This is a genomic window from Ruegeria meonggei (assembly GCF_900172215.1).
Lineage (GTDB): Bacteria > Pseudomonadota > Alphaproteobacteria > Rhodobacterales > Rhodobacteraceae > Ruegeria > Ruegeria meonggei.
Map to the genome: position 1 here is coordinate 347,421 of NZ_FWFP01000005.1, position 22,471 is coordinate 369,891.

Below are 22,471 nucleotides of genomic sequence, written 5' to 3' on the forward strand. Positions count from 1 at the left end.
GTGAAACCCATCGCCGCGGTGTCACGCGCGACACCCTGCACCTTGGGTGTCAGCTGGACCAGGCTCCCTTCTTTCCCAAGCGCACTATGATCCCGACAACATACCCAAGCCCTGATCCACACCACCGCCACGCTGATATGGTCGTCCATGCCATCGGGTTGATTCTGATCCTGATTGCAGGCGGTGTGTTACTCTACAAGTCGTACCTCACCCTTGAGGGCGGAATGTTCTATGCGGTTCTGATTTATGTGTGCTGCGCGCTGGCCTCAAATCTGGCCTCCTGCTTTTACCACTTTTCCCCCTGGCATAAGCGTCGCACCTTGCTGCGCCGCATTGACCACGCGGCGATCTATCCCAGCATCTGCGGTACGTTCACGCCGTTCTTCATGTTTGCGGGGACCACGTGGACCATGATCCTGCTGTGGGTCTGCTGGGGCCTGACCGCCGTAGCCGTCTGGAACAAAATCGTAAACCCCACGGTCAAGTCGCGCTGGTCGACGGCATCCTATCTTGGGCTGGGGGCACTGGGGCTAAGTGCCATACCTGATCTTACCAACGTGCCCGTCAACGTCCTGTGGTTCATCCTGGCCGGCGCCGCAAGCTATGTCGCGGGAACTGTTTTTTACGCCCGAAAAGGAATGCCGTTCAGATATGCCATTTGGCACAGTTTTGTGAATTTCGGCGGGATTTTCATGTTTGCAGGCATCTGGATCGCCCTGTTCGGAACGGGCTAGAACAAGAGAGGGTTCGCAACCCTCCCCAATACACCGAAGCTTACCCCTGATCGGGGATCACAGCAGTCCTTCGACCGTGAGCAACTCGATCATGTTTGCCTCCGGGCGCGGGCCGATGTGGCTGATGACTTCGCGGGCGCAGACATTGCCGATGCGGGCGCAGGTCTCATAGTCCCGACCGGTGGCCATGCCATAAAGGAACCCGGCGGCAAACTGATCGCCTGCGCCGGTGGCGTCCACCGGCACCACTTTTTCCACCGGCACGTCGGTGCGCTGGCCATCGTGCAGAACCGTCACCCCGTCGCCCGAGCGGGTACACACAACCAGAGGACAAATCTCAGCCGTTTTGGCCAGAGCGGCCTCAAGATCGTCGGTTTCGAACAGGGATTTGATCTCGGCCTCGTTGCCGATCACGAAATCCAGCTCATTCTCGATCAGCAAAAGGAAATCTGTCCGGTGACGTTCGACACAGAACGGGTCGGAAATGGCGATGCCGGTCTTGCCGCCACCCTTGTGGCAATCGCGCGCAGCCTCAAGAAAGGCGGCTTTGCCCTTTTCCTTGTCGAACAGATAGCCCTCAAGAAACATGATCTGGCTGCTGCCGGCCACGTCGCTGGCCACGTCCTTAGATGAAAGTTCCGATGAAATCCCCAGATAGGTATTCATCGACCGTTCGCCATCGGGCGAGACAAAGATCATCGAGCGTGAGGTCGGCAGCTCTCCGCCCGGTACCGGCGGATTGACGAAATCAACGCCGTCCTCATTCATCGCATCGGCATAGAACCGACCCAACGCATCGTCATGCACGCGTCCGATAAAGGCCGATTCCAGCCCCAGCGCACCCGCCCCGGCAATGGTGTTGGCAACCGAGCCGCCCGGTGTTTGCACCCGGCCTTCCATGGCACCATACAGAACCTCACCTCGATCTTTTTCGATCAACTGCATAATGCCTTTTTCGATGCCCATCAGTTCCAGGAAGCTGTCATCGGCTTGCGAGATCACATCAACAACGGCATTTCCGATGCCGACAAGCTGGTAAGTTTTCATAGATTCTTGTCCTCGAATTGGCACAGATCGCGGATGATGCAGGTTCCGCACATCGGTTTGCGCGCTTTACAGTGATATCGACCGTGCAGGATCAGCCAATGATGGGCGTGCAGCTGAAAATCGGTTGGAATGTTGTCTTCGACGGCGCGTTCGACCGCGTCCACATGTTTGCCGGGGCAAATGCCGGTGCGATTGCCAACGCGAAAGATATGGGTGTCCACCGCCTGCGCGGGGTAGTGCCACCACATGTTCAGCACCACATTGGCCGTCTTGCGCCCGACGCCCGGCAGCGATTGCAGCGCGGCACGGGAATTGGGCACTTCGCCATCATACTCTTCGACCAGAATGCGGCTGAGTTTGATGACGTTTTTGGCTTTTTGCCGGAACAGGCCGATGGTCTTGATATGTTCGACCAGACCTTCTTCGCCCAGATCCAACATCTTTTGTGGCGTGTCGACGATCTGAAACAATGCGCGGGTGGCTTTATTGACGCCCACATCTGTGGCTTGCGCTGACAGCGCCACGGCTACCACCAAAGTGTAGACGTTGACGTGATCCAGCTCGCCCTTGGGATCCGGATCGGCGGCCTGAAAACGCGTAAAGATCTCGCGGATCGTATGGTAATCGAGTTGCTTTGCCATCCGCGCCTTAATGCCGCCCGAGGGGCCGTGACACAAGCCCAAAGCCATTGCGCAAGTTCCGGGTCGCAGGGGCGTGACCGGCGCGCTATGGTTTTGGTCAGACAATGAGGTGCAACATGAACGTCCAGACCCCCGAAAGCGGATATCATTATAACGTCATGCGCCGCGCGATCGCGTTGATTGATCAAAGCGGTGAAGGCCTGAGCCTTGACGATCTGGCCCGTCAGATGGATATGAGCCCGGCCCATTTCCAGCGCCTGTTTTCGCGCTGGACCGGGGTGTCGCCAAAACGGTATCAGCAATACCTGACATTGGGCCATGCCAAGGCCCTGCTGCATGATCGGTTCACGACGCTTGAGACTGCGCATAATGTGGGTCTGTCCGGCAGCGGCCGTCTGCACGACCTGTTTCTAAAGTGGGAATCCATGAGCCCCGGTGAATACGCCCGCAAAGGCGCCGGCCTGACCATCTATTGGGGGTGGTTCGAAAGCCCCTTTGGCCCGACACTGGTGATGGGCACGGACCGCGGGATATGCGGAATGGCCTTCGGCGCGGAAACCGGCGAGGAAGAAGCGATGGAGGATATGCTGTCGCGTTGGCCACAGGCTGCGTTTGTCGAAGATCCAATGCGCCTGCGGCCCTGGGCGCTCAGTGCTTTTGGGGCCGTCAGTGACCGGCTGAAACCAACGCCGATCTACTTGATAGGCTCACCCTTGCAGATCAAAGTGTGGGAGGCGCTGATGCATATCCCTTCGGGCCAGGTCACCACCTATTCCGAGATTGCGCAGCGGGTTGGATCACCTCAGGCCGTGCGGGCCGTGGGAACGGCCGTGGGGCGCAATCCTGTCAGCTGGTTGATTCCGTGCCACCGGGCGTTGCGGAAATCCGGGGGTCTTGGTGGTTACCATTGGGGTCTGCCGGTCAAACGCGCGATGCTGGCCTATGAGGCCGCGCAAGCGGACGCCTGATTGACAGGCCGCGCATTGGGTGCCAAAAGCGCCCTCAGGTTCGGGTTACCTGCCGTTCGCGGCCCTCAGGCTTTGGTGAAACCCGGTTTGTGAACATCTGTTGCCCTTTCCAGGCGCGCGGATGGCAATGCGAACACCGTCCTGATTTCGCGCCCGTTCAAGGAAACGAGGCAAGGCATGACATATCTCGAAAATATTGCTCCGATCGAGGAGCTGAAGGCGCAGGCAAAACGATTGCGCGAAAAACTGCGGGCGGCAGACGTGTCGCTGTCCCATAGCGAGGCGCTGGAACTGGTGGCCCATCAGCACGGAGCCAAAGACTGGAACACGCTGCGCGCGCTGGCGGGCAACCGGATGCTCCTGCGTGTGGGTGACCGCGTCGAGGGGCGCTATCTGGGCCAACCCTTTAGCGCCGAGATCCGCGGCCTGACCATGTTAGGTGACGGTGCGCTTCGCCGTGTCACCCTGCAATTCGACGACCCCGTCGACGTGGTTCAGTTCGACAGCTTTTCAGCCTTTCGGCAGCGTGTCACGGGTGAGATTGGTTGGGATGGTCGATCCACGCGGTACACCTCGGATGGGCAGCCGCAATTGGTGGTGCGGCCCGCATAAGAAAAGGGCGAGGCGCAATTCCGCGCTTCGCCCTTCACCATTTCGTCCGGAGGAAATGCTACTCAGCAGTCCAACCGCCGACGGCTTTGACTTCCAAAAAGTCCTCCAGGCCCCAAACGCCGCCTTCGCGCCCGTTGCCGGACTGTTTCATACCGCCAAAGGGCGAGCCGGCGCTGCGGGATTGGCCGTTCATTTCAACCATGCCCGACCGCAACACGCGCGCCATACGGTTGGCGCGATCACCATCCTGCGTCTGGACGTAGTTGGTTAGGCCATAGGGCGTGTCATTGGCGATCTCGACCGCCTCTTCTTCGGTATCAAACGGGATCATGGTCAAAACCGGGCCAAAGATTTCCTCGCGCGCGACGGTCATCTGGTTGTTGGCATCAGCAAAAACCGTAGGCCGTACGTAATAGCCTTTGTTCAGACCGTCCGGCCGCCCAGTGCCTCCGGCAACCAGCCGCGCACCTTCGTCGATACCCTTCTGGATCAGGCCCTGAATCTTGGTCCACTGCAATTCGTTTACAACCGGACCGATATGGCGCCCTTCTTCCATGGCCGAACCAACTGAGACCTTGTTGGCGACCTCTGCGGCGGTTTCGACGGCTTGGTCATAAATCGGGCGCTGTACCAGCATCCGGCTGGGCGCGTTACAACTTTGGCCGGTGTTGTTCATCATATGAAGAACGCCACGTTTGACGGCCTTTTCGTCAGCATCGGCAAAGACCACATTGGCACCTTTTCCGCCCAGCTCCAGATGGACCTTCTTCAGCGTATCCGCCGCCGCCTTGGAAATCGCCGTGCCGGCGCGGGTCGAGCCGGTGAAGCTAACCATATCCACGTCAGGATGCGCCGACAGTTGCGAGCCCACGCCCACACCGTCGCCATTCACCAGATTGAACACACCGGGTGGGAAACCTGCCTCATCCATCATCTCGGCAAAGATCATCGCGTTCAGAGGGCTTTGTTCGGACGGCTTCAGAACCATGGTGCAGCCCGCAATCGCCGCAGCACCAACCTTGAGCGTGATCTGATTCATCGGCCAGTTCCACGGGGTGATCAGGGCAGCAACGCCGACGGCCTCATGGATGATGCGGTCATTGGGGGCGTGATCGCCCAGCGGGCGCTCGAACGGAAACGCCTTGGCCGCGCGGATGAAATTCTTCAGGTGGTAATCACCAGCGCCCGACTGCTGGCTGCGCGCCATGTCAATCGGGGCGCCCATTTCCATCGACATGGCCTGCGCCAGATCCTCGGACCGGGTCTTGTAGATGTCGACCAGCTTTTCCACCCGTGCGATGCGGTCTTCGACAGGGGTGGCCATCCAACCGGGCAGCGCAGCCTTGGCTGCGGCAACAGCGGCATCCGTATCCGCCTGAGCCCCAAGTGAGATGATCGCACAGGGGTCTTCTGTGGATGGGTTGATCACTTCGAAGTCACTGGTGGTCAAAGGGTCAACCCATTGGCCGTCAATGTAGAAACTGCGCTTTTCGATCATGGCGTATCCTCCCGACCATGGTGTCCGAAACTGGTTATCGGGGCCACTCTGTCACTCGGCCCTGGGCACGGCAAGGGGGGATATGATCAAATTCTCACCTGCCGGGCGTTCAGAAAAAATCATCATGTGAATTGCCGAGTGTTTAACTATTGCGCAAAGTGGTTAGGTTCACTGCACGCGACTCGGATTTTCAGAAGCAGAGGAGATGCACCATGGGTTTACGCATCAACGATACGGTCCCGAATTTCACCGCTGAAACAGATCATGGAACCATCCAGTTCCACGACTGGATCGGCGACAGCTGGGCGATCCTGTTTTCGCACCCCAAGGATTTTACCCCCGTCTGCACGACCGAGTTTTCGGCCGTCGCCCAGTTGAGCGACGAATGGGCAGCCCGCAACACCAAGGTGCTTGGGGTTTCCGTCGACGGTGTCGAAGATCATAAGAAATGGAAGAAAGACATCGAAGCCTATGGCAATGCCAATCCCGGTTTTCCAATCATAGCGGATGACGGGCTGGCGGTTTCCAAAGCGTTCGACATGTTGCCCGCCGAGGCGTATCTGCCTGATGGCCGCACCCCGGCGGACAGTGCCACCGTGCGTTCTGTCTTTATCATTGGACCAGATAAGCAGCTGAAACTGTCGATGACTTACCCAATGACCGTAGGCCGGAACTTTGCCGAGATCCTACGGGCGCTGGATGGGTTGCAGATGTCGTCCAAAGGGGTGGCCACGCCGGCCAACTGGGTGCCGGGTGAAGATGTGATCATTCCGCCGGCCGTGTCGAACGAAGATGCCAAGGCGAAATTCGGCGAGTTTGAGACGATCTTTCCCTATTTGCGCAAGACCAAGGCGCCGTCCTAAGGCGGGCCAGGTCGGGGGGCTGTCCGCCCCCCATCGCGCCTTTTGGCGCGATTCCCCCTGAGGATATTTTCAGCCAGATGAAGCAGGCGGGCGTTGTGGGTGCAGGTGCAGCTGTGCCCTGTAGATACCGCGTTTGATCTCGCGGGTCAGTTTGTCTGATAGCGGCGGTTTGGTCTGAATGGTCGAGCCGCCGATTTCACCCGCCACTTCCTGATTGCCGCTGCCTTGCAGGGCGTGGATGGGCTGGCCTGTGATCCAGTGCATTTGCAGAAACGTGTCGACGGGCCGGTCGATTTGGTCGGTCGCGGCCAGAAGCCGTTCGGCGGCGCGGCGTCCGACCATCTGGCAGACGCATTGCAGGCCGATCACCTTGGGCAGGATCAGGCGCAGGCCGTTTTCCTCGGCCAGCGTTTGGGCGGGCGCTTCGCGTTGTTTGACGGGGATTCGGATATAGTGATCGGGCGTCGCGATCGGAGCCAACAGATCCAGTGCTTGGGACATACGGGCGGGGTCGGTGCGCAGGTCGTCTTCGGTGATGATGGCCAGGTCAATGTCGTCATCGACCAGCTTGCGCCAGATCCGGCGGTGGCTTTCAAAGACGCCAATTTCAGCGGGGCGCAGGGCAAACGGATAATGCGGTCGGTGCAGGTTGCCTGGGTGCAGCTCGACTCCGGCGATCTGGTCCGGGTCGCGGCCATTTACGGCCTCAAACAATTCGGCATTGGGCAGGCCAGCGCAAAGCTGGTCGGCATTGGGCCTGCGGGCCGTACTTGAGGACATGTGGATGACAAAGGAACGCATGTCCCCGTGCATAGAACACGGGAACATGCGGGGGAAGAGAAACCGGAAAGAAACGCTTCCCCCATTTGGAATCAGAAACCGTAGCGCAGGCCGACATTGACGCTGAACGCGTCGATATCGTCTTCCACAGTGCCAGTGGACGTGCCGTTCGGGGCCAGGCGCTGGGAGGAGACGTCGAAGGCGCGGGCATAGCGGGTGTCCAGTGTCAGGGCCAGGTTTGGGTCGATCTCATAGGCGACACCGGCGATGATCTGCGCCGCAAATGTGGTGTCGCTGTCATCCAGCGCCACGCCCGGACCGTAGGCAAAATCCAGATCCGAGTAGGTGGCCCCTACGCCCAGCCCAACATAAGGGGTGAATGCGCCGGTCTGTTTGAAGTCGACAAGCACGTTGGCAAACAGCGAAGTCTGTGTGATGTCGCCAGACACATTCGCCTCGCCCGCCGGGCCATTACCCGAGAAATTGACGCTGTCGACGTCGCTGTCGCGATAGGACAACTCCAACTCGACCCTTGTGCCAAAGCGCTCGTTCGACCATTGCGGGATTTCGGTTCCGATTGCGACGCCCAAGCCAAAGCCTGCGTCAAAATCGGTATCCACGGATTGGGACGATCCGTTGACTGTTCCGCTAAAGTCGCTGCTCTGCAGCTGGCTGTATCCAGCAAAGCCCTGAATATACAGACCCTCTGACAGGCTTTGTGCGGCCAATGCCGATGCGCTGACCGTCAGGGCCGCCGAGGCGAGAATAAGACGCGTAACCATACCCATGTCCTTTGTTCCGTGTTGGTATGACGCACATGTGGGCTGTCAGACTGCGAAGGGAAGGCGTGGGGCCTTCACTTTGAATCACGGGTATTTAGGCCTGCGTGAATGAATAAATCGAGGAGGAAGCACAGCAAAAGGACAATCAGGAAATCCTACGTCCTTTCGGTACACTCAGATCCTGTTGCAGCATGTGGGCTTCGAACGCCTTCAGCACAGGAAGGGCGGTATCGCCATACTCGGACATATCCGATGCCAGCTCAGGGAACAGTTCAAAAAGTTCACGTTTGGTGTCACCGGACATGGCACCCATGCTTGTGTCGCCGGGAAAGAACGACTCGGACCATATGCCTTCGACATTCACCAATTCATGCCTGTCAAAAAGAATGTGGATGTAGTCTGCACCCACTTCAGGGGAATCCTGCGTGATACTGCGATGGTTAACCAGCCCTTTGGCTGGAGCAAGCATCATATGGTGCGAATGCCACAGCTCTAACAGCGCGGAAGCGATCACAATGCGATGCTGCGGAGAAATCAACAGGTCGCGTTTGGGACGGTCATTGGAAAAGGTCCCGGCCCGAATACGTACTGGGCACAGGTGGGGGGCTCGTTTCAGCTCTGCCGCTGAAAGCCTGCGACGACCGATCCATTGAACAGGCTTACTGCTGCCGTCGCCGGTGACCACCTTGTCACCCTGTTCAAGTGTCTCGATCTTCCGCCGCCCTGAGGGTGTAAGGATCAGCGAGCCTGCAGTGAAACAAACAAACGTTGGAAGAGTATCGTATTGAGAAGGGTTTGCGGTGACGATCGTGTTGTTGGTGTTTGCGATCGTATCGTTAACGCCGACCGTACCCTGGGTCACGACAATGTATTGAGGGTTCGAGAATTGAAGCAAGGTAAACGTAACCGGCTGTCCGTTCACATCTCCACTATAGGTCTCGAAGGTCTGAAAATTGGCAGAGTTACCCAAGCCGGGGATTGAGCTGACATCAAATTGTTGGCTTCCATCCGCGTCCGGATCTTCCAGGAAGTTGTCATCGTCGGTGATTGCTACCTGATAGGCATTCAGAACGGTAACATTAGTACTGCTTAGGGGGTCGACGTTTATTTCATAGACCGTAATGAACTTCATTGCATAATGCCGCCCTTAGGAACTCATGTAGAAATTCTTCAGGAAATGGTACACGTTATAGGCGAAAGTAGCCAAGAAAATAGATTTAAAGAAGAAACTCAACCTTATCCCGCACCCATAAAAAAACCCCGGTCGAAACCGGGGTTTTCTGTTCGAAGGGATGGGGCAGATTACTCTGCGCCTTCCTCTTTCTTTTCTTTCTTCTCAGGAACGACCTCTTCGCCGGTTTCCTGATCGACAACCTTCATCGACAGGCGAACCTTGCCGCGGTCGTCAAAGCCCAACAGCTTGACCTTTACTTCCTGACCTTCTTTCAGAACGTCTGAGGGATGGTTCAGGCGGCGGTTTTCGATCTGGGATACGTGGACCAGACCGTCGCGCTTGCCGAAAAAGTTCACGAAGGCGCCGAAATCAACGATTTTGACGACCTTACCGGTGTAAACCTGACCTTCTTCCGGCTCAGCCACGATCGAGTGGATCATGTCATAGGCCTTCTGGATCGATTCACCATCGGGCGAGGCGATCTTGATCACACCGTCGTCGTTGATGTCGACCTTGGCACCGGATACTTCAACGATCTCACGGATCACCTTACCGCCCGAGCCGATCACTTCACGGATCTTGTCGGTGGGGATGTTCATGGTCTCGATGCGTGGCGCGTGGACCGAGAATTCGTTGGTCTCGGACAGGGCTTTGCCCATCTCAGCCAGGATGTGCATCCGGCCGTCCTTGGCTTGCGCCAGGGCTTTTTCCATGATCTCGGGTGTGATGCCCGCAACCTTGATGTCCATCTGCAGCGAGGTGATGCCGTTTTCGGTACCCGCGACCTTGAAGTCCATGTCGCCCAGGTGGTCTTCGTCACCCAGAATGTCGGACAGGATGGCATAATCGCCGTCATCTTCCAGGATCAGACCCATGGCCACACCGGCAACCGCCGCTTTCAGCGGCACGCCTGCATCCATCATCGACAGCGAGCCGCCGCAGACAGACGCCATCGAGGACGATCCGTTGGATTCAGTGATCTCGGATACGATACGGATCGTATAGGGGAAATCGGTGGCCGCAGGCAGAACCGCCTGCAACGCGCGCCATGCCAACTTGCCGTGGCCGATTTCACGACGACCAGGGCCCATGACCCGGCCAACTTCACCAACCGAGTAGGGAGGGAAGTTATAGTGCAGCAGGAAGTTCGATTTGAAGTTGCCATGCAGCGCGTCGATGAACTGTTCATCGTCACCGGTGCCCAGCGTGGTTACAGCCAGCGCCTGCGTTTCACCACGGGTGAACAGGGCCGAACCATGTGTGCGTGGCAGCATCGAGGTTTCCGCAACGATCCCGCGAATATCGGTGGTCGAACGACCGTCGATCCGCTTGCCGCCTTTGACGACGTCACCGCGCAGAATGCCAGCTTCCAGCTTTTTCATGGCTGAACCGAGGTTGCCGTCTTCCAGCTGTTCTTCGCTCAGGGCTTCTTTGATCGCAACACGGGCTGCGGCAACAGCGGCGGTGCGCTCTTGCTTGTCAGTGATCGCGAATGCGGCGCGCATCTGCTCTTCACCGGCGGCTTTGACGGCCGCGGACAGCTCGGAATAGTCAGGCGCCTGGAAATCAAACGGCTCTTTCGCGGCGACTTCGGCCAGATCAATGATCAGGTCGATCACCGGCTGAATCTGCTCGTGGGCGAATTTGACTGCGCCCAGCATTTCGGCCTCGGACAGTTCATAGGCTTCGGATTCAACCATCATCACGGCGTCTTTGGTCCCGGCAACAACCAGATCCAGGCGCTGTTCGGGGTTCAGGCGCAGGTCCTGCATGTCATCAACGGTTGGGTTCAGGACGTAATCGCCATCCTCAAAACCAACGCGGCAACCAGCGATCGGGCCCATGAACGGCGCACCAGACAGGGTCAGCGCGGCGGATGCCGCGATCATCGCAACCATGTCAGGGTCGTTGACCAGATCGTGGGACAGCACGGTGCACATCACCAGAACTTCGTTCTTGAAGCCGTCAACAAACAGCGGGCGGATCGGACGGTCGATCAGACGCGCGGTCAGCGTCTCTTTTTCGGTCGGGCGCGCCTCGCGCTTGAAAAAGCCGCCCGGAACTTTACCGGCAGCATAGTATTTTTCCTGATAGTGGACGGTCAGCGGGAAAAAGTCCTGACCGGGCTTTTGGGCGCGGGCAAAGGTCACGTTCGCCATGACGCTGGTTTCGCCCAGCGTGGCAATCACACTGCCGTCGGCCTGACGGGCAACCTTGCCTGTTTCCAGTGTCAGCGTCTCTTCGCCCCACTGGATAGATTTCTTTGTTACATCAAACATATGCGTATCCTAGAAGGGAGCACTCCCGCCCCTGCGGGTCTCCCGTTTGCGTGGCGGCCCCATTGCCGCCGACCCCATTTTATCTTCCGTTGAAGTGCCGGGGTCATGGCACAACGTCTCAGATGCTGCGCGCATACATGAGAACGGGCAGAAAGAAAAGGGGAACTGAGCGGGTCGGAAAATCAGCTGTCGCCCCTATTCTGTGAGGCTGCGCAACTGCTGCCACACCAGATCAATGGCCTGGTGTTCCTGTCCGGCTTTGCGGGCAGCACAGATGTTCCATGTGATCTGTGGTCGGGTTTCGATCAGCTTAACGGATCCCGCCGCAACAAGTTCGGCAAAGGTTTCCGGCATACCGCCAACAACAAGCCTGTCATCTTCCAACAAAGAAGTCAGAAAGGCGTAATCGTCGCTTTCGACCTGTGGCAAAACCCTGACCCTTTCTGCGGCCTCTTCGGTTCCACCCAGTGCCTGCGTCACCGCCGCGCGCCAATGTTTGTGCAAGTGAGGAGAGGCAAACGGGTGTGAAAACACTTCGTTCAAAGTCACACCGCCTGCCTTGTGCAATGGGTGCGAGACATGGGCGGCAAAAACCACAGCACGCTTTTCGAACATCATCAGTTCGATGTTCTCGGCCTCGGGTGTGTGAGTCAGGTCTCCGACATAGATATCGATCTCGTTGCTTTCCAGCATTTCAATCGGGGCTTGCCGGGCGTCGACCGCAATGCGAAAGCGCAGCTCAGGTGAAATCTGCAGCGCCTTGCGCAGAGCAGGTTTGATCAGCGTGCGCGGGGTCAGCGGCCCGCATCCGATATGCACGATCTGCCTGTTGTTTTCGCGGATATGGGCAATCTGTCGGTCGCAGGCGTGCATCTCGGTCTGCAGTTTGCGGGCCACCGGCAGGAATTCTGCGCCCTTACGTGTCAGGCCGCTGTTGCCGCGTTTGCGGTGAAACAGGGTAAACCCAACCTGCGCCTCGGCCATGGCCACATAACGCGACAGTGAGGCGTTCGAGACGCCCATCCGCCGGGCCGCGTCCTGGAAATTTCCGGTTTCCGCCAGAATCAGGACTGCGGAAAGGGGGTTTTCGCCCAGCATTGTGTGACCTCAAATTTCAGTTTCGAACCTTTACGTTTCACATTCTGCAAAAATGTAAACCCAAGTTGCGATCTGGCCGGGGCACCCGCTAGGACATGGTAGATAAAGATGTGGCCCATTCCGGCATTCAGGAGAGCAAAAACCTTGTTTCAGATCAAATCCTTAACTATTGGCCTCGCGGCTGCATTCAGCGCTGTGGCGACACTGTCGGCCGCAGAAACCCAGCCGCCCAATATTCTGGTCATCATGGCCGATGATGTGGGCTGGGCCAGTCTTGGCAGCTATCATCAAGGCGTAAAAAGCATCCAGACCCCAAATTTGGATCAACTGGCCGCTGAAGGCGCACGCCTTACGGATTACTACGCTCAACCCAGTTGCACCGCAGGGCGTTCGGCCTTTATCACTGGCCAGTTCCCGGTGCGCACCGGCATGCACACGGTTGGCCTGCCCGGCGATCCCGTCGGGCTCAGCGATGAGGATCCGACGCTCGCCAACATCCTGAAAACCATGGGCTATGCCACTGGCCAGTTTGGCAAGAACCACCTGGGTGATCTGAACAAGTTTCTGCCCACTGTCAAAGGGTTCGATGAATATTGGGGCTGGCTGTATCACCTGAACGCGATGGAATACACATCCGACCCGGACTGGCCTGATGATCCGGCATTTGCGGCCCAGTTTGGTCCGCGTAACATTATCCATTCCTATGCGACCGATACGGTTGACGAAACTGTTGATCCCCGTTGGGGCGTAGTTGGTAAGCAGCGTATCGTCGACGACGGCCCCGCCCCAGCAGAGCGTCAGAAAACGCTGGATGACGAGGTGACTGCCCATACGATCGACTTCATCGACCGTGCGGTCGAAAGCGACACACCGTTCTTTGTCTGGATGGCCCCGGCGCGGGCGCATGTCTGGACCCATCTGAGCCCGGAATACGAAGCCATGCTGGGCGATGGGCGCGGATTGCAGGACGTTGTGATGAAAGAGCTCGACAACAACGTCGGCAAGGTCACCGCACATCTTGAGGAACTGGGGATCACGGACAATACCATCGTCATCTTCACTTCGGACAATGGTCCCGAAACGATGACCTGGCCAGATGGCGGAACAACACCTTTCCACGGTGAAAAGGGCACCACTTGGGAGGGCGGCTTTCGCGTTCCTGCGATCATTCGCTGGCCCGGTGAGATTGCCGAAGGTCAGGTACTGAATGGCATCTTTGACGGTATGGACTGGATGCCTACGCTGGTTGCTGCCGCCGGAGGCTCAAAGGATCTACCGTCGGATCTGTTGCAGGGGTTTGAGGGGTATCAGGTGCATTTGGACGGGTATAATCAGCTGTCCTATCTGACAGGTGAGACCCCCAGCAACCGCAAGGAGATCGTCTATTACGAAGGAACAGATCTTCAGGCCGTGCGTTACAATGACTGGAAAGCCCATTTCACCATTCAGGAAAACGGATGGGCGGGGCCCAAAGATGAGTTGAACGCGCCCCTGTTGTTCAATCTGCGTCGCGATCCCTACGAGAAAGCGGCAGAAGAGTCCGGCATGTACACCCGCTGGATGGGCAACAAGATGTGGGCCTTTGGTCCGGCGGCCCGGCTGGTTCAGGCGCATCTGGCCAGTTTCGCCGAATTCCCGCCTCGTGGTGCGTCGGTTGGAAACGAAACTCATGTCGAAGAACAAGTCAGCAGCGAAGGCGGCATGTCCCAGTAACGCCCTCAACACCTGTTCCGACACTGAAAGCGCCCATCATTGTGTGGGCGCTTTTTTGTTATTCTCTAACATAATTCACGCTGTATATGTTTTGTGAAAATATGATGATCGTAAAGGCTTTTAACACTAAGTCCGCGGTCAAATGGACGGATACGCGCCAAGGGGGGTAGACTATTCAAACCCCTCAGCCGACCGAATACATTGGCGTTTGCACCCAACGAACGGAGGGGCAGTCGAAGGGCTCAAACGAAGAAAATGCTGGATACGGTTCCACGGGTCTATGACTTTGAGACCGAATACGAACTCGGACAGGATAACGTCCGCCCTTTCGGTTTGGACATTCATAATCCGGTCTTTTGATCTCAAGCATCCTGATCTTTGCGTTCGTCCTGATCGCATTGGCCAACCAAAAGGCCGCGGCCACGCTCTTTGGCAGGCTCAGGCCCTGGCTGACCAGTACGTTTGACTGGTTTCTGGTCTTGTCCGTCGACGCGATTACCCTGTTCTGTCTGGCGTTGATCCTACTGCCGGTTTGCAAGGTTCGGATCGGTGGTCCAGACGCCACCCCCGACTATTCCTATGCGGACTGGATCGCGATGATGTTTGCCGCGGGTATCGGTATCGGGCTGTTGTTCTTCGGTGTTATGGAGCCGGTCTATTTCAACTTTGCCGAGGGCGGGAACGCTGTTCCACTGGGCATCGATAAAGCGGTTCCGGGCAATGAATACGCTGGCGTCGTTGGCACCATTCACCATTGGGGCCTAGAAGGCTAGGCGGTATATGCCGCAGTTGGTCTGGCCCTGGCGATCTTCAGCTACAACCTGGGCCTGCCGCCAACCCTGCGGTAAGCGTTCTACCCTATCCTGGGAGCGCGCGTTTGGGGTTGGTGGCCATTGCATTGCTGTAGGGCGGAGGATTGGCAGCCCTGCAAGGCGCGGCGGTATCGACTGGTAGCCCGTTCACGCTGGTCGTTCTGGTGATGTGCTACTGCCTGTGGTTGGCGCTGAAATCGGAACGGTCGAAGATGTAACACCCTAAAAACCAAGCACTGAAACGCCCGCCGAAAGGCGGGCGTTTTTCGTGGCAAGGGTAGGCGACCCAATACGCAAGCGCCTATTTTGTCCGAAGTTCCGCAGGCACCGGGCGAGGGATGTCCAGAAATATACCCTTGAAGTTATATACCACAAAGATTATATTGAGGGTCCGAAGGCAAAGTGGAGACATGTGGATTGTCGCGAGAAGTAGAGCCTGTGCCAGAGTTTCATGACGAAGTTCTGGAGAGCTTTAAAAAGCCAACATCAAAATGCGTTGCGGGTGCCGACTTCCTCATTGAAGAACTTGAAGAGCAGGACCCGGACCTGAATGAAAGATGCGGGCTGCTTGATAACCGCTACGAAGTTTATGCGCTTTCGGTGCCAGAGTGCCGGGGTAACGTTTTGATTGTGTCTCTGGATACATCCAAAAAACGGCCGTGGCCATGTACCCTGCATGGCCTGATTTCGCGACGTGGCAGACCGTGTGAGACCGGCCGTCAATTGGCCACGATACACTTCAATTTAATCGACCCAAGTTGGGAGCCAGCAAATGACTAAGAGGACTTTCAGGGCTGAACTTCACAAAATACGACCGGATATCGCCCAGGAAACAAAACACAATCAGGTCAAAAGAAAGCTCGCTTTGGCACTGCGCGCCCTCCGCAAAGAGAAGCGCATGACCCAAAAAGATATCGAGCGGAACTCAACGCTGACCCAGCCGGTAATTTCCAGGCTGGAGGCGCCGATTGGTGCGTTGCCGAACTGGGATACAATCGTTCGGTATATCGAGGCGTGCAATGGTCATATGCTTGTCGGCTTTTCGGCGCACAAGCTGGATGAGATGGATTATGTTGATCCAGAGGCCAGCAACAGTGAATTGGTAGCGGCACTAGCTGTTTGATGTCGAACGCTGACATCCACTGGTGGCTGAATCTGGCCACGATGATCGGCATTGCCATATTGGCTTTTCCGGTGTGGTCGTTGAATAACCGAAAGAAAAAGCTGCAAGAAGTGCGCGACGCCCTTCCGCAAGAGCCAAAGGCCTTCAAAGACAAAGTCAAATCCATTCTGGTGACAAAACGCGATCAGGATGTCGCCGACTGGCGACCAATCGACGAGAGATGCCTGTGGATCGGATATGTCTGCCTGCTGGGCAGTGCCATAATTCGGTTGTTCTACCCGCTGGGCTAAGGGACGCCGACCGTAAGCCCAAGTGCAGACTGTCGAAGCTGTCTTCCTGAAATGCATACGCCCGCCAAAATGGCGGGCGTAATAATCAGATAGCCAGGGCGCAAGGCCCGTGCAAACGCGATTAGCGGCGGATGCCCAGCTTTTTGATCAGGTCCTGGTAACGCGCTTCTTCTTTGCCTTTCAGGTAGTCCAGCAGCTTACGGCGCTGGGCGACCATCTTCAGCAGACCACGACGACCGTGGTTGTCTTTTTTGTGGGTCTTGAAGTGCTCGGTCAGGGTGGTGATGCGCGAGGTCAGGATGGCAACCTGGACTTCTGGCGAACCGGTGTCGCCGTCCTTGGTGCCGAATTCTTTCATAACGCGTGCTTTTTCAACAGCAGTAATCGACATCGGGGTCTCCTTTAAAAGGTTAGAGTGAATGGCGCAGGCCGGGATGTCGTCCAGCACAGGCCCATGGAGAGAACCGCATCGATTCCGATACGGATGCGCGCATATATGCGGATTTTCAGCAAATGGCAAAAGGTTTCTGCAAGTTCAGCCAAAGCTGCTGAGCTGCGCCAATTCCGCCTGGGTGATCAGCTGGATATCGTCGGCCGTCAACCCCTCGGCCCCTAACAGCTGGGCGACGTCCTGCCCGTCGACCAAGACATGGGTCAGGTCTTCGTTTTCGGTGTCAGCCTCGATCTGGATGTCGGGGTCTTCCTGCCCTTCCCATGAGATCAGCAGCTTGTCCTGTCCGGGTTGGAAATCCATCACGGTCACGGCGTCGTCTTCGGCGTCCGGGTCCAGAACAACCTCATCCGCGCCGTCGCCGCCGGTTACGATGTCGCCGCTGCCGGCCAGGATCGTGTCATTCCCGGCACCGCCGTTCAAAAAGTCGGTTGCAGGTTCATTTTCAGCGTCGTCGCCTGTCAGTGTATCATCGCCGTCGCCGCCGAACAGTGTGCCCGTACCTGCGCCGCCCTGCAGCGTGTCATCTCCATAGCCGCCAAGCAACGCGTCGTCGCCTTCATCGCCGGATAGCGTGTCGTCGTCCTGCCCACCAAAGAGCGTATCGTCGCCGTCGCCCCCCGCAAGAGTGTCGTCGCCGGAATGGCCGTACAGCGCATCTTCGCCCTCATCCCCTGACAGCAGGTCTGCGCCGTCTTCACCATGCAGAATGTCATCGCCTTCCCCGCCCTGCAGCGTGTCCATGCCCTCGGCCCCGAATAGCACATCGTCACCTGCGCCTCCGTCTATGGTGTCGTCTGCCCCGTACCCTTTGATCTGATCGTCGCCCTCTTGCCCCGTCAGCACATCCGGGCTGTCAGTTCCGGCAATGACCAGATCGCCTTCGTGTTCAGATATGATTGTCCCGGTCGAGGGAGACCCCGGCGCAGGGGGCTCTTCGACGGTGTCATCAATCTCAAGGAATTTGCCGTCAGAGATATCGTCGACATTCTCATCGGTGATGTTGTCGTCTTCGGGATCGCCTTCGGCATCAAAGGCGTCGCTGACGGCGTAGGCAGCGCCACCGACGGCCGCAAGGCTCAGCAATCCGATCAGAAACATGGGAACCCTCCGTGAACGACTGCTCCGAGGATGAAATATCCCATGAGGTCAACCGGTTGGTCAAAGCCTAGCGGAGTCCGTGGTTAACCCTTTGTCACCACGCTTCGGGTTGCTGGGTGTAGGCGATGTACAGCGGGTGCTTGGGATGGCCGCCCTTGGTAAGCCCCAAATGGAACAGAGGCTGCCCGGTGCCGCGCAGCAGGTGTTCGACAGCCGGGCCGCGATCCAGATGCGCGCCGTGGGTGCCCCAGGCAGCGATGACCTGATCAGCCCAGGTGACCCCGTCCAGAATGGTGGCATCATTTTCCGGCCCGACCGGATCGGCTGCGGCGCGCATTTTGCGTGGATCAGTGTCGCGCCAGGCAAAGATGTTGGTGACCTGGAATGCGCCAAACCCCAGCGCCCGCGCGCGGCGTTCGCAACGCTCGACTGTGGGGTCGTTCTGCACCTCGGTCGCGGTTGACGGGTTCAGCATCACAAACAGCGCTTTGCGGCCGGCCGGATCCCAGATGCGGGTCAGGCTATAGCGATACTTCTCGCAGTCAGAATAAACAGCGGTTGAGGGCGCGTCGCCCTTGGTGTGTGTGCGGGTGATCATGGGTGTCGACTAGCATGCAGATCAGGTGACGAACACCCGGCTGGGATGCAATTCACCGGATTTGTAGATGCCGACGGCCACGGCCTGACCCTCCAATGAGGCCCAGGCCTCATCGCCGTATTCCACGTTTGCCGCCAGAACCATGCCTGGATTGCCATTACGCAGACGGGTGGCGCCTTCGGGTGTGCATTTCAGTTCGGGCAGGTCTGTCAGGCCGGTTTCCAGCGGATGCAGGTGGTCGTCCAGCGCGGCGGATTTGGCCATCTCGTCGATCTGTTCGATGCTCAGACCGTCCTTGGCCTCGAACGGGCCGGACCAGATGCGGCGCAGCTCGCGGACATGGCCGTGGCACCCCAGTGCCGCACCCAAGTCGCGGGCGACGGACCGGACATAGCCGCCTTTACCACAAGTCATTTCCAGCGTGACGTGATCGGCGTCGGGGCGATCAACCAGAACCAGCTCCTCGACCCATAACGGGCGGGCTGCCAGTTCCACATCCTCGCCATCGCGGGCCAGCTTATAGGCACGCTGACCATCGATCTTCACAGCCGAGAATTTGGGCGGTACTTGCAGGGTTTCACCGATAAAGGGCGCGAGCGCTTCCTTGATCTCATCATCCGTCGGACGCGCATCGCTGGTCGCAATCACTTCGCCTTCGGCATCATCGGTGTTGGTAGCCTGCCCCAGGCGCACAGTGAACGTATAGGCCTTGAGCGCGTCGGTGATATAGGGAATGGTTTTGGTCGCCTCGCCCAGTGCCACGGCCAGCACGCCGGTGGCCTCGGGGTCCAGCGTGCCGGCATGGCCCGCCTTTTTCGCGTCCATCGCCCAGCGCACCTTGTTGACCACAGCGGTCGAGGTCATGCCTGCGGGCTTGTCCACCACCAGCCAACCGGAAATGTCGCGGCCTTTGCGTTTGCGTCCCATCTTGCACCTTGTTCATAACCGAGGCGCGCGACCTAGCGGATCACATCACCCCTGTCAATTTCAGGGTGTATCTTCGACCACACCCACGATCGGCCCCAGCGAAAATCCGACGTCGGACCGATTGTTCGCTCGGTCATACATGCGTGAGATATTGCCGTCGAAGAACAGCGCATTCGGCGTGTCCAGCACGTCGCGGAACAGGCTGCCAAACTCGTGGAAGGTGACGTAATCTTCGGAAATCGCAAAAACCGCCCGCGTGCCATCCGCGCTGGTGCCGACCCCGTTGCGCACATAGCGCGAAGTCGAATCGGGCAGGAAGCGAGGGTGTAGTTGACCATCGATCACCAGCATCGGGCCGGATTGGCTGGCGAACCGGCAGTCGGGGGCTTGATCGACGAAATCCAGCGTCTCGAACACATCGGCGCGGCCCTCGCGAATGCAGAACACCCCGTTGGGCAACAGGCCGAAATTGCCGGGACCGGGGTTCGAGATCACACGCATGACCTCCTCTCCGTTTTCGACATAATGGCCAACGGGCGCACGGTCATCGTGATACATGCCCGCGTTCATCGCAAAAGCCAGACGCTCACCGTCGGGGGCTAGCGCCTCGTTCACGGATGAGAAATGCCCCAGCAGATCCCCGTTTTCGTCATTGAGAAACAGGCGCAGGTCTTCGTTGGCGGCATCCACCTCGCAAATGGTGAACCGCTTGTCCTCATGGGCCAGCTTTTCACAGGTGACTGCGCCTGCTTGCGCCGCCCAAAGGACTGCGCCCAATGTGACAGCGCTGCGGATCACTCGTCCAGATCGCGGCGCACCGCGTCCTGATCGAACATGCGGCGGGTGTCGTCCAGACGATCAAACGTGTCATCCAAACGGAACCGCAGATCGGGTGAGAATTTCAGCCCGACCTTTTTGCCAACCATGCGGCGCAGCTCGTGTTTGTTGCGGGCCAGCAGCTCGATCACGTCTTCCTGACCTTTGCCGCCCAACGGCAGCACATAGGCGGTGGCGATCTTGAGATCGGGTGAGGTGCGGACCTCGCCCACGGTGATTGACATGCGGTTCAGGTCGGGGTCGTGGACATCTCCGCGCGCCAGAACTTCGGACAGGGTGCGGCGGATCAGTTCGCCAACACGCAGCTGTCGTTGAGAGGGGCCGGGGCCATCGTGGAATTTGTTCTTTGCCATAAACCCCGATCTAAGTGCAAAGCGGGGCTTTGCCAAGCGGGCGCGAACCGGGTAGGAGGCTTTGAGCCGACTTTAGCAAAAGGACCAGCGCAATGACCCATATTCCGGGGATCGTCATCACAGGGGCTTCGGGCCGTATGGGGCAGATGCTGATCAAGACCGTGACCGACAGCGATCAGGCGCGTCTGGTTGGTGTGGTCGAGCGTTCGGGCCACGATTGGATTGGCCAGGATGTGGGTGTGGCCATGGGCGGTGCTGCGCTGGGCGTGACGGTGACAGATGACCCGCTGGAAGCGTTCGCACAGGCACAGGCGGTGATCGACTTCACCGCACCCGAGGCGACGCTGGAATTTGCCGCTCTGGCCGCGCAGGCGCGCTGTGTGCATGTGATCGGCACCACCGGGATGAGCGACGAACAGATCGCCGCACTGGAGCCCGCGTCGCGCCACGCGGTGATCGTGCGGGCGGGCAACATGAGCCTTGGGGTCAATCTGCTGGTGCAACTGACCAAAAAGGTCGCCGCCGCGCTGGATGAGGATTTCGACATCGAAGTGATCGAAGGCCATCACCACCACAAGGTCGACGCGCCCTCGGGCACCGCGCTGATGCTGGGTGAGGCCGCAGCTGAGGGGCGCGGGATCGATCTGGCCGAAGTGTCCGACCGGGGCCGCGATGGTATTACCGGGGCGCGCAAACGCGGTGACATTGGCTTTCATGCCATTCGTGGAGGCGACATTGTGGGCGAACATGACGTGCTGTTTGCAGCCCCCGGAGAGCGCATCGTGCTGCGCCATCTGGCCACCGACCGGGCGATCTTTGCCCGTGGGGCGCTGAAGGCGGCACTGTGGGGGCAGGGCAAATCCCCCGGCCAATATGACATGGTTGATGTGCTGGGGCTGTAGGCCCCTTCACCGGAATGTGGCCAGCCCGGGCGGTTCTGTGCCGTCCTGTTCAACCTGAGCAAACAACGCGCCCAACCGCTGGTCCCATGTCGGGAACTTCCCGGTCCGGGCATAGGTAAGACGTTCAGCCCCGATGGATATCCCTACCGGAGCGGCCTCGCCCCCGATCATGATCTCGCCGATCTCGGTCCAGTTGTCCGAGGGTGGATAAACCTTCGGCGCGGGCTCATTTGTACCGCCAACGCGATAGTAAACGCCCATGGTTACAATGTAGGCATCGCCAAACGGATCGGGAAAGAAAAAGCCCGAGGCATCGCGGGCGGCCAGCGCTTCGACCTCATCCCGCAGCAGAACCTTATCGGCAAAGGGCAGGTCAATCTGATCCAGCACCGGGCGCATGTCGCCTGATTGCGGAACGCTGACAAAGGCAATCCGCGCGGGGTCGAGATCAAATTCTTCTCTTAGAAGGCGCATCATCAGCCGGGTTGCGGTTTGACCATCAGCGCTTGCGGCCGGATGGCAGCCGACCTCATGAAACAGCGGCAGGATATCTGTGCGGGATTTCTCATCAACATCGCCCAGCCGGGCCAGAGGCTGGATCACAAACGCATTGGAGGGCAGTGCGGATTGATCGAAATCGTGGCGCAGCCCGCCGTTATAGTCGTCGAGTCCGGTGGCAAGCGGCAGCGGTTGCGTCTCGGTGAACCCCAGCTGGGCAAACGCCATCTTCAGGCGTGTCACCGTGTCGCCGAAATCCTGTTCGAAACCGTCATTCTGATCTGCGGCGGCGATGGCCCGCAGCGGCAGTATCGTACCGACCGTTGCGGCGGTGCCAAGTTGAACAATTCTGCGCCTGCTCAGGCCCATGCGATGCCTCCCGTACAATAT

Annotated in this window: 26 protein-coding genes; 11 read left to right on the forward strand and 15 right to left on the reverse strand. The window is 58.3% G+C overall.

Translation table 11 applies throughout. The features are described from left to right. Positions 1 to 86: 86 nt before the first annotated feature. On the forward strand, positions 87 to 734 hold the full coding sequence (trhA, locus tag RUM8411_RS10775; protein ID WP_085822686.1) for a PAQR family membrane homeostasis protein TrhA: 648 nt from the start codon (positions 87 to 89) through the stop codon (positions 732 to 734). A 57-nt stretch (positions 735 to 791) separates the two neighbouring features. On the opposite strand, the gene RUM8411_RS10780 is transcribed toward trhA, so the two are convergent. Both RUM8411_RS10780 and nth read right to left on the reverse strand, forming a co-directional pair. Beyond that, a complete protein-coding gene (locus RUM8411_RS10780; RefSeq protein WP_085822687.1) occupies positions 792 to 1,781 on the reverse strand; it encodes an adenosine kinase in 990 nt (329 codons plus the stop codon). After that, positions 1,778 to 2,422 carry an endonuclease III gene (nth, locus tag RUM8411_RS10785; protein ID WP_085822782.1) on the reverse strand — a complete coding sequence of 215 codons (645 nt, stop codon included), beginning with the start codon at positions 2,420 to 2,422 and terminating at the stop codon, positions 1,778 to 1,780. The genes RUM8411_RS10780 and nth overlap by 4 nt, the downstream gene beginning before the upstream one ends. Positions 2,423 to 2,538: 116 nt before the next feature. On the opposite strand from nth, the gene RUM8411_RS10790 reads away from it, so the two are divergent. Together RUM8411_RS10790 and RUM8411_RS10795 are read left to right on the forward strand one after the other, a co-directional pair. Further along, entirely contained in the window at positions 2,539 to 3,390 is an 852-nt protein-coding gene (locus tag RUM8411_RS10790; protein ID WP_085822688.1) for a bifunctional helix-turn-helix domain-containing protein/methylated-DNA--[protein]-cysteine S-methyltransferase, read from the forward strand. A gap of 177 nt (positions 3,391 to 3,567) precedes the next feature. Continuing rightward, entirely contained in the window at positions 3,568 to 4,002 is a 435-nt protein-coding gene (locus RUM8411_RS10795; RefSeq protein ID WP_085822689.1) for a glyoxalase superfamily protein, read from the forward strand. Between the two features lie 58 nt (positions 4,003 to 4,060). Here the strand turns inward: RUM8411_RS10795 and RUM8411_RS10800 are convergent, their stop codons facing one another. Beyond that, positions 4,061 to 5,500: an aldehyde dehydrogenase family protein gene (locus tag RUM8411_RS10800; RefSeq protein ID WP_085822690.1), complete on the reverse strand. Its 1,440-nt coding sequence runs from the start codon at positions 5,498 to 5,500 to the stop codon at positions 4,061 to 4,063. A gap of 212 nt (positions 5,501 to 5,712) precedes the next feature. Here RUM8411_RS10800 and RUM8411_RS10805 point away from each other — a divergent pair, with 212 nt between their 5' ends. Beyond that, positions 5,713 to 6,363: a peroxiredoxin gene (locus RUM8411_RS10805; protein WP_085822691.1), complete on the forward strand. Its 651-nt coding sequence runs from the start codon at positions 5,713 to 5,715 to the stop codon at positions 6,361 to 6,363. Between the two features lie 69 nt (positions 6,364 to 6,432). On the opposite strand, the gene RUM8411_RS10810 is transcribed toward RUM8411_RS10805, so the two are convergent. The 5 genes from RUM8411_RS10810 to RUM8411_RS10830 all read right to left on the reverse strand — a co-directional run bounded on the left by RUM8411_RS10810 (position 6,433) and on the right by RUM8411_RS10830 (position 12,476). Beyond that, positions 6,433 to 7,164: a glycosyltransferase family 25 protein gene (locus tag RUM8411_RS10810; RefSeq protein WP_085822692.1), complete on the reverse strand. Its 732-nt coding sequence runs from the start codon at positions 7,162 to 7,164 to the stop codon at positions 6,433 to 6,435. 71 nt (positions 7,165 to 7,235) lie between these two features. Further along, positions 7,236 to 7,925, reverse strand: a complete 690-nt coding sequence (locus tag RUM8411_RS10815; RefSeq protein WP_159453883.1) for an outer membrane protein — start codon at positions 7,923 to 7,925, stop codon at positions 7,236 to 7,238. A 145-nt stretch (positions 7,926 to 8,070) separates the two neighbouring features. Continuing rightward, positions 8,071 to 9,057 (reverse strand): Hint domain-containing protein, encoded by a 987-nt coding sequence (locus tag RUM8411_RS10820; RefSeq protein WP_085822694.1) that lies wholly within the window; start codon positions 9,055 to 9,057, stop codon positions 8,071 to 8,073. 170 nt (positions 9,058 to 9,227) lie between these two features. Continuing rightward, entirely contained in the window at positions 9,228 to 11,378 is a 2,151-nt protein-coding gene (gene pnp / locus RUM8411_RS10825; RefSeq protein WP_085822695.1) for a polyribonucleotide nucleotidyltransferase, read from the reverse strand. A 195-nt stretch (positions 11,379 to 11,573) separates the two neighbouring features. Beyond that, a complete protein-coding gene (locus RUM8411_RS10830) occupies positions 11,574 to 12,476 on the reverse strand; it encodes a LysR family transcriptional regulator (RefSeq protein WP_085822696.1) in 903 nt (300 codons plus the stop codon). 144 nt (positions 12,477 to 12,620) lie between these two features. Between RUM8411_RS10830 and RUM8411_RS10835 the strand changes: the two genes are divergently transcribed. The 6 genes from RUM8411_RS10835 (at position 12,621) to RUM8411_RS10855 (ending at position 16,414) form a co-directional block, all read left to right on the forward strand. Continuing rightward, positions 12,621 to 14,189, forward strand: coding sequence for an arylsulfatase (locus tag RUM8411_RS10835; protein ID WP_200818564.1), 1,569 nt, complete (start codon positions 12,621 to 12,623; stop codon positions 14,187 to 14,189). A gap of 356 nt (positions 14,190 to 14,545) precedes the next feature. Then, a complete protein-coding gene (locus RUM8411_RS10840; RefSeq protein WP_234995194.1) occupies positions 14,546 to 14,962 on the forward strand; it encodes a BCCT family transporter in 417 nt (138 codons plus the stop codon). Positions 14,963 to 15,105: 143 nt separating this feature from the next. Next, positions 15,106 to 15,219, forward strand: coding sequence for a BCCT family transporter (locus tag RUM8411_RS23235; protein WP_143534874.1), 114 nt, complete (start codon positions 15,106 to 15,108; stop codon positions 15,217 to 15,219). Positions 15,220 to 15,418: 199 nt separating this feature from the next. Continuing rightward, positions 15,419 to 15,781 carry a hypothetical protein gene (locus tag RUM8411_RS10845; protein WP_143534875.1) on the forward strand — a complete coding sequence of 121 codons (363 nt, stop codon included), beginning with the start codon at positions 15,419 to 15,421 and terminating at the stop codon, positions 15,779 to 15,781. Positions 15,782 to 15,899: 118 nt separating this feature from the next. After that, entirely contained in the window at positions 15,900 to 16,124 is a 225-nt protein-coding gene (locus RUM8411_RS22505; protein WP_143534876.1) for a hypothetical protein, read from the forward strand. Next, positions 16,124 to 16,414 carry a hypothetical protein gene (locus tag RUM8411_RS10855; RefSeq protein WP_085822700.1) on the forward strand — a complete coding sequence of 97 codons (291 nt, stop codon included), beginning with the start codon at positions 16,124 to 16,126 and terminating at the stop codon, positions 16,412 to 16,414. The genes RUM8411_RS22505 and RUM8411_RS10855 overlap by 1 nt, the downstream gene beginning before the upstream one ends. A gap of 121 nt (positions 16,415 to 16,535) precedes the next feature. Here the strand turns inward: RUM8411_RS10855 and rpsO are convergent, their stop codons facing one another. The 6 genes from rpsO to rbfA all read right to left on the reverse strand — a co-directional run bounded on the left by rpsO (position 16,536) and on the right by rbfA (position 20,681). Beyond that, positions 16,536 to 16,805 (reverse strand): 30S ribosomal protein S15, encoded by a 270-nt coding sequence (rpsO, locus tag RUM8411_RS10860; RefSeq protein WP_085822701.1) that lies wholly within the window; start codon positions 16,803 to 16,805, stop codon positions 16,536 to 16,538. Positions 16,806 to 16,949: 144 nt separating this feature from the next. Beyond that, positions 16,950 to 17,966, reverse strand: a complete 1,017-nt coding sequence (locus RUM8411_RS10865; RefSeq protein WP_085822702.1) for a calcium-binding protein — start codon at positions 17,964 to 17,966, stop codon at positions 16,950 to 16,952. A 94-nt stretch (positions 17,967 to 18,060) separates the two neighbouring features. Next, positions 18,061 to 18,564 carry a DUF1643 domain-containing protein gene (locus RUM8411_RS10870; protein WP_085822703.1) on the reverse strand — a complete coding sequence of 168 codons (504 nt, stop codon included), beginning with the start codon at positions 18,562 to 18,564 and terminating at the stop codon, positions 18,061 to 18,063. Positions 18,565 to 18,585: 21 nt separating this feature from the next. Beyond that, a complete protein-coding gene (gene truB, locus RUM8411_RS10875) occupies positions 18,586 to 19,491 on the reverse strand; it encodes a tRNA pseudouridine(55) synthase TruB (protein WP_085822704.1) in 906 nt (301 codons plus the stop codon). Positions 19,492 to 19,551: 60 nt separating this feature from the next. Beyond that, positions 19,552 to 20,289 carry a phosphodiester glycosidase family protein gene (locus RUM8411_RS10880; RefSeq protein WP_085822705.1) on the reverse strand — a complete coding sequence of 246 codons (738 nt, stop codon included), beginning with the start codon at positions 20,287 to 20,289 and terminating at the stop codon, positions 19,552 to 19,554. Then, positions 20,286 to 20,681, reverse strand: coding sequence for a 30S ribosome-binding factor RbfA (gene rbfA, locus RUM8411_RS10885; RefSeq protein ID WP_085822706.1), 396 nt, complete (start codon positions 20,679 to 20,681; stop codon positions 20,286 to 20,288). The genes RUM8411_RS10880 and rbfA overlap by 4 nt, the downstream gene beginning before the upstream one ends. 92 nt (positions 20,682 to 20,773) lie before the next feature. Between rbfA and dapB the strand changes: the two genes are divergently transcribed. Continuing rightward, positions 20,774 to 21,583 (forward strand): 4-hydroxy-tetrahydrodipicolinate reductase, encoded by an 810-nt coding sequence (gene dapB / locus RUM8411_RS10890; protein ID WP_085822707.1) that lies wholly within the window; start codon positions 20,774 to 20,776, stop codon positions 21,581 to 21,583. 6 nt (positions 21,584 to 21,589) lie between these two features. On the opposite strand, the gene RUM8411_RS10895 is transcribed toward dapB, so the two are convergent. Beyond that, complete coding sequence (locus tag RUM8411_RS10895; RefSeq protein ID WP_085822708.1) at positions 21,590 to 22,450, reverse strand: hypothetical protein; 861 nt, start codon at positions 22,448 to 22,450, stop codon at positions 21,590 to 21,592. Positions 22,451 to 22,471: the final 21 nt, after the last annotated feature.